The organism is Acinetobacter entericus (assembly GCF_026168575.1).
In the GTDB taxonomy this organism is placed as follows: domain Bacteria; phylum Pseudomonadota; class Gammaproteobacteria; order Pseudomonadales; family Moraxellaceae; genus Acinetobacter; species Acinetobacter bouvetii.
Window position 1 is genome coordinate 47,649 of sequence record NZ_JAPEQW010000021.1, and the last position, 10,178, is coordinate 57,826.

Annotated in this window: 11 protein-coding genes; 2 read left to right on the forward strand and 9 right to left on the reverse strand. The window is 41.5% G+C overall.

The features are described 5' to 3' along the window. Window positions 1–62: 62 nt before the first annotated feature. A complete protein-coding gene (locus tag OKC24_RS14800) occupies window positions 63–527 on the reverse strand; it encodes a hypothetical protein (RefSeq protein WP_131275814.1) in 465 nt (154 codons plus the stop codon). A gap of 132 nt (window positions 528–659) precedes the next feature. Here OKC24_RS14800 and OKC24_RS14805 point away from each other — a divergent pair, with 132 nt between their 5' ends. Further along, window positions 660–1,517 carry an alpha/beta hydrolase family protein gene (locus tag OKC24_RS14805; protein ID WP_131275815.1) on the forward strand — a complete coding sequence of 286 codons (858 nt, stop codon included), beginning with the start codon at window positions 660–662 and terminating at the stop codon, window positions 1,515–1,517. 302 nt (window positions 1,518–1,819) lie between these two features. Continuing rightward, on the forward strand, window positions 1,820–2,305 hold the full coding sequence (locus OKC24_RS14810; RefSeq protein ID WP_130148091.1) for an Lrp/AsnC family transcriptional regulator: 486 nt from the start codon (window positions 1,820–1,822) through the stop codon (window positions 2,303–2,305). 215 nt (window positions 2,306–2,520) lie between these two features. Here the strand turns inward: OKC24_RS14810 and gltS are convergent, their stop codons facing one another. The 8 genes from gltS to OKC24_RS14850 form a co-directional block, all read right to left on the reverse strand. After that, a complete protein-coding gene (gltS, locus tag OKC24_RS14815) occupies window positions 2,521–3,744 on the reverse strand; it encodes a sodium/glutamate symporter (RefSeq protein ID WP_130148089.1) in 1,224 nt (407 codons plus the stop codon). 199 nt (window positions 3,745–3,943) lie between these two features. Continuing rightward, entirely contained in the window at window positions 3,944–4,159 is a 216-nt protein-coding gene (locus OKC24_RS14820) for a hypothetical protein (RefSeq protein ID WP_131275817.1), read from the reverse strand. Window positions 4,160–4,367: 208 nt separating this feature from the next. Further along, complete coding sequence (locus OKC24_RS14825; protein WP_130148085.1) at window positions 4,368–5,138, reverse strand: hypothetical protein; 771 nt, start codon at window positions 5,136–5,138, stop codon at window positions 4,368–4,370. Between the two features lie 148 nt (window positions 5,139–5,286). After that, on the reverse strand, window positions 5,287–7,926 hold the full coding sequence (locus OKC24_RS14830; protein WP_130148083.1) for a bifunctional aconitate hydratase 2/2-methylisocitrate dehydratase: 2,640 nt from the start codon (window positions 7,924–7,926) through the stop codon (window positions 5,287–5,289). Between the two features lie 293 nt (window positions 7,927–8,219). Further along, window positions 8,220–8,489, reverse strand: a complete 270-nt coding sequence (locus tag OKC24_RS14835) for a hypothetical protein (protein ID WP_130148081.1) — start codon at window positions 8,487–8,489, stop codon at window positions 8,220–8,222. A gap of 148 nt (window positions 8,490–8,637) precedes the next feature. After that, window positions 8,638–8,997, reverse strand: a complete 360-nt coding sequence (locus OKC24_RS14840; RefSeq protein ID WP_005009248.1) for a hypothetical protein — start codon at window positions 8,995–8,997, stop codon at window positions 8,638–8,640. A 98-nt stretch (window positions 8,998–9,095) separates the two neighbouring features. Next, window positions 9,096–9,524 (reverse strand): roadblock/LC7 domain-containing protein, encoded by a 429-nt coding sequence (locus OKC24_RS14845; RefSeq protein ID WP_130148079.1) that lies wholly within the window; start codon window positions 9,522–9,524, stop codon window positions 9,096–9,098. Window positions 9,525–9,535: 11 nt separating this feature from the next. Further along, complete coding sequence (locus OKC24_RS14850) at window positions 9,536–10,075, reverse strand: GTP-binding protein (RefSeq protein ID WP_130148077.1); 540 nt, start codon at window positions 10,073–10,075, stop codon at window positions 9,536–9,538. Window positions 10,076–10,178 lie beyond the last annotated feature (103 nt).

Genomic DNA, 10,178 nt, shown 5'->3' on the forward strand with positions numbered 1-10,178 from the left:
CAGTCAGTCAGCATCGATTTAGACTTTCAGCAAACATGATGCTCAATCCAGTTTCGCCAAATTTAAGTGAACAAGCTCAATCCCGCACCCAGCAGCAGCAGCCCTGTTGCACCCAGCTCTCCAGCGATCAGCAGAAGCATTGCCAAACTCATCAACCCGTTTGGCAGTGTGTATGTTGCGCCCAGCTGATGCGGCTTTTTAAATTGATTTGAAGTGTCTTTGAGAAAGCCGTGCAATATATAGCTAAAGATTGAGAAACTGAAGAAAACTAGATTAATCAGCACACAGACTAAATTCACAGCAGCAGAAAAGCTGGAAAAATATGCCAACACCGCCAAAATCAGTGATGCTGGCGCATACAGCAGGCTGCTCCTATGCGCGATATCAACATAATAATGCGCCCTTGCCTGTGCTGAATGACGGATCTGCCAATACTTCCACACCCCTGTCAGCATGCCTGTCCATAGAAAAATACCGCTGAACACAATCGCCCAGCGCACCCCAACATCCAAATATTCAATACCCATATGTATTATTCCCTTCTATATGCTTCCCATCAGGAGCCGCAAGAACTGACTTTTTAGTCACTCTTTTAATCAAGTTTCTTTTTAGAACTCGTGTAAAGTAAAGTTAAAAGAACTCACTTATACAGCAAAATTATGTCGCAATTTGAAGCATTGAATATTACCTGTAAAGATGGCTATAGACTTAGCGCACGCTTTTATGCCGCCCAAACAAAGCAACATGAGTATCCTGTACTCATCTGCCCAGCCACAGGTATTACCAAGCAATTTTACAACAACTTTGCCAGCTGGCTCAGTGAACAAGGATACGATGTTTTAGTCTTTGATTTCCGTGGCATTGGTGACTCTTTACATGGGCCATTAAGCAAATCGACTGCCAGCATTGTGCAATGGGGGCAGCTGGACATTCCTGCAGCCGTCGATACATTGCTGCAAAAAGCCAGCGCAGCGCAAGTCATTTTGCTTGGCCATAGTGCTGGCGGCCAACTGCTGGGTATTGTTCCCAATTATGAAAAAGTCGCAAAAGTTGTGGCTGTTTCTGGCTCTACAGGACATGTAAAGGGCTTAAAAGGCCGCACAAAAATTCTTGCGCCGCTTATGTTCAAAGGCATCTTTCCGATTGCGCGCTATACACTGGGCTATGGGCCAACCAATGCAATTGGCATGGGCGAGAATCTGCCAAAAGATGTTGCGCGTGAATGGGCACAGTTCTGCAGCAAGCCGGGTTATGTGATGAATGCAATTGGCAAAACCGTGCACAAAGACTTCCATCATGAGATTCAAGCGCCAATCACAGCCTTATGGTCTTCTGATGATGAAATTGCCACGCGCGCCAACGTCAAAGATTTGCTTCGCATGTACCCGAATGCTTCTACAGCAATGATTGAATTGAAACCGTCTGAGTATGGACACAAAGGCATTGGCCATATGCTGATGTTTAAAAAATCACACCAGAACCTTTGGCCCGTGATTAAGCAGCAGCTCGCGGTTTAAAAATACTCATCTCAATGACTTTGAGTTTACCCCGCCTTTCCTGTAATCCGGCTAGGCGGGCTTTTTTATTGCTGCGATCATACAGGTGAAATAAAAATGCACACAGCAGCTTTACAGTACCCCTGTTCAGCCACTATGTGCATTTAACCTTGGCAAGTAACCCAACGAGCCAAAGGTGCATGTGTTTATATTAACGGCAATTGTCTGAATGTATTTACTGTTTTTCTGAATAATCGGCTCATGTGCAGAACAATCATGCTATAAATATTCATAATTCAGAAAATTCTTTTGCAGACTGTTTCATGAGCGAAAATAATTACAGCTTAGATAAGATTGACCGCCGTATTCTTTCTGAGCTGCGTCTAGATGGCCGTTTGACTGTCACCCAATTGGCGGAAAAAGTCGGCCTATCCTCCTCTCCCTGCTGGACGCGCCTGAAACGCCTTGAATCTCTTAATATTATTGAAGGCTATACGGCCAATATTAACGCCAAAGCGATTGGCATCAATGAACTGTTCTTTATCGAAATTACGCTTGAACGGCATGATGATGAGATTTTAAATCAATTCAGCGAAGCTCTGGCGAATATGCCTGAGGTTATTGAAGCACATCTCGTGACTGGTGATTATGATTATTTAGTTAAAGTTGCAGTGAAAAACTCAGAACATTATGAACGCTTTTTGCGTAAAAATTTGTATAAGATGAAGGGGGTGCGTCATACCCGTTCTATTTTCGCCTTGCGGCCGCTTAAGCTGGCGAACAATGCAGATTTGATGATGATTGAGTGATTTTAAAAATCTTGTGCTGAAAAGTTTTTGCAAATGTGCTTTAATGCATTCAGTATGAGATGAGCCTCTTACAGTATGTGCCTTAGATGCGCATACGACTAGCCCCTAACCATGGGGCTTTTTAATATCTATAGATTTCATTTCCAGCGGCTTTATAAAAGCCGTAAAAAAAAGCACCTCATGGTGCTTTTTTTGGAAAATGCAAAACAGGCAAATTAACTCAAGATGCCAATAGAAAATTGGATCACAAATGCATTCACAATATCCACGAAGAATGCCCCCGTCAGTGGAATAATTAAAAAAGCTTTGTGCGATGCTCCATAAGTGTTCGTCACCGCTTGAATATTTGCAATGGCTGTGGGCGTTGCACCCAAATTGACACCACATTGGCCCGCACACAATACCGCAGCATCATAGTTTTTCCCCATAACGCGAAAGGTCACAAAGTATAAATACAGCGCCAAGAAAAGTGTCTGAACAATCAGGATGATCACCAGCGGCCCAGCCAAATCTGCCAGCAGCCACAACTGCAATGACATTAACGCCATCGCTAAAAACAGCGCCAAAGATGCATTGCCAAAGACATCTATGCAGCGTTCAAACACTTGAACCTTCAAGCCGTGTTCTAAAAGATTCCGTAAAACTACGCCGCACATGAGCGCCCAAACAAAAGTTGGAAGCTCGAACCATTGCCCTTTCGCAAGTGCAGTCATGAAATAAGCAAAACTAATGCAAATTGCAAACATACCCATGGTTTTTACGGCATCATCTGCAGTAATGAGGCGGGTCTTTTCCGGGTACTCAAAGGGTGCGGTTTGCGCTGCTGGCGGCGCTTCATTACGGCCCGTTTCAGGAGATATTTCTTCTGCCAGCTGATAGCGGCGAATCAGGAATTTCGCGACTGGCCCGCCCATCATGCCGCCGATGACCAATCCAAATGTCGCACTGGCCATACCCAAGGCAATAGCGCCTTGTACACTATGTTCCTGCTCAAAAATAGTTCCCCATGCCCCTGCTGTGCCATGCCCGCCAGTTAAGGTCACCGAACCCGTGATTAGGCCAATCAGCGGATCTAAACCTAGGGCTTTAGCCAAGCTAACGCCTACAGCATTTTGCAGCAGTACAAAAATGACTACGCAAACCAAGAAGACCAGCAAGGATTTACCACCTTCTTTAAGCTTGACCAAGCTCGCGCTTAAACCGACAGAAGTAAAGAACATCAGCATAAAAATTTGCTGAATATTGGTATCAAAATTGACCGTAATGTTTAAGCTTTCAAACAATATATATGTGATGGCAGCCGCAACGAGGCCGCCTGCAACAGGCTCTGGAATATTGTATTTTTTTAAAATGCTGACTTTATTAACAAATACGTAACCAACCAATAGCACTGCAACTGCAGCAACTATGGTCATGAATGCATCAAATTGATAGTTCATGTCATACCCAAAGATGCTTATTTATTTAATTTTAAACAGAATAGTCGGCAATGAATAGGCTCTAATTTATGAATGTATAGTTTCTAAACTATATTTATACAAATACTATTTTCTCTAAAATACATATCTTAAATGTAAAAAATCAGGCCAAGTAAATCTTGGCCTGATTTATTAAAATGCAATTAATAAACAATCAACTCTATTCGATGTCATACACCCAATTTCGTGCTTGTTTATCCGTTGTGGTTTCACAGACGTAATAGTCATGATCCCACGCATCTGGATGGAAAATTTCCTTTTTGATGTAAGTGACATTCTTACCTTTTTCGACACAGACAAAACTATCACCTTGGTCTTTGACTTGAGTTCCGTTAAGAAAACCACCTATACATAAAAAACGCGACTGTTTAGCCATTGCTACATCAACTTTGTAAATTATTTTTAATGTGGGGATTAAACGATTTATTAGGTGAAGTGTAAAGAGTCTACTTATTGTTTAAATTAACCTTGTTTCAAATAGAATTTACAGATCAAATTATTTCCATGATCTTATTAATTATGATTACTCATAGTGTTAATAGTTTTTTCAAATATACGTTAATATATGTATGCTCTAAATAAATTTAATTAAAATAATTATTTTCGTAAATTTTAAAAAATTCACAAACATGCTTATTCACCTTATTAGCAAGAGCCATCAAAATATTATTGTGTTTTGTAACTGCTTCAATATCAAGATGAACAATCTGCCCATGAGCTATTTTATTTCGTATATCCCTAATATTATGAAAGTTTCTAACTTCTTCTGTGTTTAAATCTATTAGTAAGACATTTATAAGTACTTCAGGAATTTCTCGTGCCTTCAAATCATCAATTTTCTTACCTAACATAAATATTCCATAAGATGCGAAATGATCACTAGGAAATCTAAATTGAGTTTTTTTCAACTCACGTGTTGCATGTTTTCGGTCAGGTTGATTTTTTGCATCAGTAGGCTTTAGCTTATTCTTATGTTTTCGTATTTCTGACTGATTACTTAAAATTTCCATAGAGTTTTTAGATTTTCTGATTGCAAAATTTTGAAATTCAGAAATACCCCCATGAAAGTTTAAAAATTCTTGTATCACATCTATAACGAATGCTTCAAAGTAGCTAAATAAAGATAACAATAAATAGTCCGATACATGGGATTTATAACCTGCCGTTCTTCTTTTAATACTATCCAACAAATTTGGTGAGGAATAATAGTTTTCTTTATTACTTCTATAATAATCAGGTCTACATAATTGCGTTACAACACTTTTTTCGACTAAAGAAATTTGTTGTTTTAAAGTAGGAACTGCGTAATGTACTAAAACACTAAAATCAAAAATTTCCTGTGTATTTTTTGCCACTTCAAAAATGCTTCTGTTTTTTTCATATAAAATAAGGGCTGATTAATCAGCCCTTATTTTATACCAATTATTGCTTAATTTCCAAGCAAATCATAGATTTGCTCTTGCGCTAGGGAAAAGCCTTTCGGCTTCTCTTAATCCTAGCTCATTAAGTCAATTGAGCGGCAGCAATTTTCTTGGTATCGACATTCGCAGCAGCGTCAGTATAGTCGCCCATTTTATCGAAGCTTAAGTATTGGTAGATGTCAGCAGACATGCTATCAATTTGAGCGGCATACTGTTGGTATTCTTCTGGAGTTGGTAATTTACCAAGTACAGCTGCAACAGATGCAAGTTCAGCAGAAGCTAAGTAAACGTTAGCACCTTGACCTAAACGGTTCGGGAAGTTACGAGTAGAAGTCGATACACAAGTCGTGTTCGGCGCTACACGCGCTTGGTTACCCATACATAATGAACAGCCTGGCATTTCTGTACGAGCGCCAGCTTTACCATAAGTATTGTAGAAACCTTCTTCCATCAATTGACGTTCGTCCATACGCGTAGGCGGAGCAATCCACAAACGAGTTGAAAGTACGCCACCAGGAACTTTTTCAAGTAACTTACCAGTTGCACGGAAGTGACCGATGTTAGTCATACATGAACCAACGAATACTTCGTCAATTTTCACGCCTTGAACGTCAGAAAGCAATTTCGCATCATCTGGGTCATTCGGGCAGCAAAGAACTGGTTCAGTAATTGTCGCAAGGTCAATTTCATACACTTTCGTGTATTCAGCGTCAGCATCAGCTTTAAGAAGTGATGGGTTCGCTAACCATTTTTCCATGTTCTCAACACGGCGAGCCATTGTACGAGCATCGCCATAACCTTCAGAAATCATCCACTTAAGCATAGTGATGTTTGATTTCAGGTATTCAGCAACTTTCTCTTCAGAAAGCGTAATAGAACAGCCTGCTGCAGAACGTTCAGCAGAAGCATCAGAAAGTTCAAATGCTTGCTCAACAGTCAGGTCAGTTTCCATTTCTGTAAGATCGATCTCAAGGATACGACCGGAGAAGATGTTTTTCTTACCTTTCTTCTCTACAGTTAAGTCACCTTGCTGAATCGCAACGTAAGGAATCGCATGCACTAGGTCACGTAGAGTGATACCAGGCTGCATTTTACCTTTGAACTTAACAAGAACAGATTCAGGCATATCAAGCGGCATAACACCAGTTGCTGCAGCAAACGCTACAAGGCCAGAACCCGCTGGGAATGAAATACCGATTGGGAAACGAGTATGCGAGTCACCGCCAGTACCAACTGTATCTGGAAGAAGCATACGGTTTAACCAAGAGTGAATAATACCGTCACCTGGGCGTAAAGATACACCGCCACGGTTCATGATGAAATCAGGAAGCGTGTGCTGCATTTGAACGTCAACTGGTTTTGGATACGCAGCTGTGTGACAGAAAGATTGCATAACAAGGTCAGCAGAGAAGCCTAGGCAAGCTAAGTCTTTCAATTCGTCACGAGTCATTGGACCAGTTGTATCTTGCGAACCAACAGTTGTCATCTTAGGTTCGCAGTAAGTACCTGGAAGTACACCTTGACCTTCAGGAAGACCACATGCGCGGCCAACCATTTTCTGTGCTTGAGTGAAACCTTTGCCAGTAGCAGCAGGTTGAACTGGAGTACGGAATAAAGTCGATGGAGCAAGACCTAAAGCTTCACGCGCTTTAGTCGTCAAACCACGGCCAACGATCAAGTTGATACGGCCGCCTGCGCGAACTTCGTCAAGAAGAACTGGAGTTTTCAGTTCAGCTTCAGCAATCACAGCACCATCTTTAGATGCAGTTACTTTTGCAGCAGCGTGATCAATGTTAAGAACGATTTCGTCACCCATGTTCATGTTTTGAACATCGATTTCAATTGGCAGCGCGCCAGCATCTTCCATTGTGTTGAAGAAAATCGGAGCGATTTTCGAACCTAAGCAGTAACCGCCGTCTTTTTTGTTCGGGATGTGCGGAATGTCGTCGCCGAAGAACCAAAGTACAGAGTTTGTTGCAGATTTACGAGATGAACCCGTACCAACAACGTCACCAACGTAAGCAACTTGGTTGCCTTTCGCAACAAGTTCTTTAATTTGGCTAAGCGGACCAACTTCACCAGGAACTTCTGGGTTGATCCCGTCACGTACGTTTTTCAGCATTGCATTTGCGTGCAATGGAATGTCTGGACGGCTCCATGCGTCTTGTGCAGGTGACAAGTCGTCTGTATTGGTTTCGCCAGTTACTTTGAAAACAGTAAGCTTGATTTCTTCCGGAACGTCTTTACGGCTAGTGAACCATTCAGCATCAGCCCAAGATTGCATAACTGCTTGTGCATTTGCATTGCCCGCTTTTGCTTTATCAGCAACGTCATGGAACGCATCAAATACCAGAAGCGTTTTTTTCAGCGCTTCAGCAGCTAATTCAGCAAGCTCTGCATCATCAAGAAGAGCAACTAAAGGAGCAACGTTATAACCACCAAGCATAGTGCCCAGTAAGTAAACCGCACGTTCTTTAGAAACTAATGGTGAAGCCGCCTCGCCTTTAGCCAAAGCAGCTAAGAATGCAGCTTTAACATAAGCAGCTTGGTCAACGCCCGCTGGAACGCGGTTTTCAAGCAAATCAACTAAGAATGCTTCTTCGCCAGCTGGTGGATTTTTTAATAACTCAACTAATGCTGCTGTTTGAACATCATCAAGTGGCTTCGGCGGGACTCCGAGTGCGGCACGTTCTGCAACGTGTTGGCGGTAAGCTTCTAGCACGGTTTATTCCTCTTTTTTAAAAAATTACCTGCGAATTCCAGCCATTCTCAGGCTTCGCAAATAATATGGACTGCTTAATTTTACTAAAATTCCAGTTAAAAGTTAATGCAAGTAAAGTGTTTCTTCATGATGTCCATTATTTAGCAACTAAATGATGGTTTTTTGATTAATCGATAATCAAATCCTGAGCTTACAGTACTTATTTTTGGAAAGTTTTTAACTTTTAACTGAATTCTCACCATAAAAAAGGCAACTTCATGCTGCCTTCTTTGTATCAAAAAATATATTCCACCTTAGTGGACAGTCGTGGCTGTTAAATATTGATTTAATTCTGCACGATTGCCGCTGAACTTCATCTGGCACTGGTCTTCAAATAAGCCTTGGTACTGGTTGCTGGCAAATGAAATTTCGATAATATACCGATTCGGCATGCCATCGACCTGACGTTTTAAATATACGCGATCCCCTATGCTCAAAACGTAATTTCCGCCACCGATAATGATCAGGCCCTGATCATCTTCCAAGAGTAAATCTGCATGATGCAGATAGCCGACAACATCCATTTGCTGCTCCTCTCTTCTTCTATTGTTCTGCACTCATTATTCAATAAAAAGATAAGCTTTTCTATATTTAAGATTAACAGATTTGTCACAAGGTGTATTTTAAAGACTGCTTAGGCTATTTTTTTAATCAGGCAAAAAAAACCGTTCCTTAGAACGGTTTGTAATCCGGCATTTGATCATGCGGCGTCGCTATGCACTTTTCCGTAAATTCGCTGCGGATTTTTTCACGGGACGCTTCTACATCGCCTTTAATTGATGCTTCAGGCAAAGCATAAACTTCGTCAATAATGCTGATGATGAATTTTTTGGTGGTTTCATCTTCAATTTTACTGGCATGTTCCACTGCTTGCGCTTTAGGAATCGCGTTCTGACGGTCCAGCATAATCGTGCGCGCTGCATTGCCTACACTGCGGCAATAGCCCTGCCATTGTTCTTCAGGCGTCAGCGGCTTTTTCTCTGCACAGCCAGCCAGTGCAATCAGAACAGATAAAGCGAGTAACTTTTTCATGAAAATCTCCTACATGGCTGCACTATAAAAGATCACTGCGCATTTGTCATTTAATTCCGCCAATGATGCATGGCTTCATCTCTTGCCGCCCACAGCATCTAACAATGGCTTGGCGTTTCGGACTGATGCGAAATGTCTTCCGTAATTTTTTTAATCGCATACAGCAATTGACCCAAGAGCACATTTTTTGAAGTTAAAACCACCAACAGCATGGGGTATTTTTCATTGGGTATCGCTGTCAGCAGCACCTTGCCATTGGCAGCGTCCAGCGTCAGGCTTTGACAGCCGTCCAGATTGATTTCCCCCATAAAGGCTTGCACCATTGCCAAAATAGAACTGCTGACTGCTGCTAGTTTTCCGGCATTTGCAATGTTCTTTTTAGCCACTGAGGTCAATTCAAAACCATCTGTGGAACACACCATCACAAATTCGATTTCAGAAATCTCGGTAAGCAATGCACGGATATGAACCTGAATGAAATTGACAAGTTCTTCCGGCGCTTTTCTTTTTAAATTATGAGCTAGCATGAGTTTTAACCTTAAATTGCGAGTTGAACTTCGGCATTGGCAATTAATGCTTCAAGGAGTAAAAGCACATCATTTCTTTCCCGAGCGTCTACAAAGAAAAGCGGATAGCGTGCATCCGTCTGGCTTTTTTCCCAATCACGGTAAATCGCGGCATGATTTGCCGACTTTACATCCAAATGCGTAATTCCAATAATAATATTGTCACTGACCGTTTTAAAATAATCTAAATAAAAATTCAGCTGTTCAATCGGATAATCAATACTGTTATCAATTAAAATAATGGTGCCTAAAGCGCCCTTACAAATCATATTCCAAATAAAATCAAACCGTTCTTGGCCAGGCGTGCCGTACAAGCCAACTTTTGTCCCGTCCTCTAAAATTAATTCCCCATAATCTATGCCCACTGTGGTGAACATTTTACTATGAGACTGTGTATCGGTGTTGACTGCCTCAGTAGACACGACGTCAATACTCGATAAGGATTTAATCGCCTCGCTTTTTCCGGCACCCATGGTTCCGGCAAAGACAACTTTATATTGATGTAAAATCATAACATTCCATTATAGACCCAGCTTTTTGCGCAAGCTGCTGAAAAACCCTCGCACGCTGAGAGATGGATCCGGAAATTTGAACAACTCCTATAAGTGATACTCT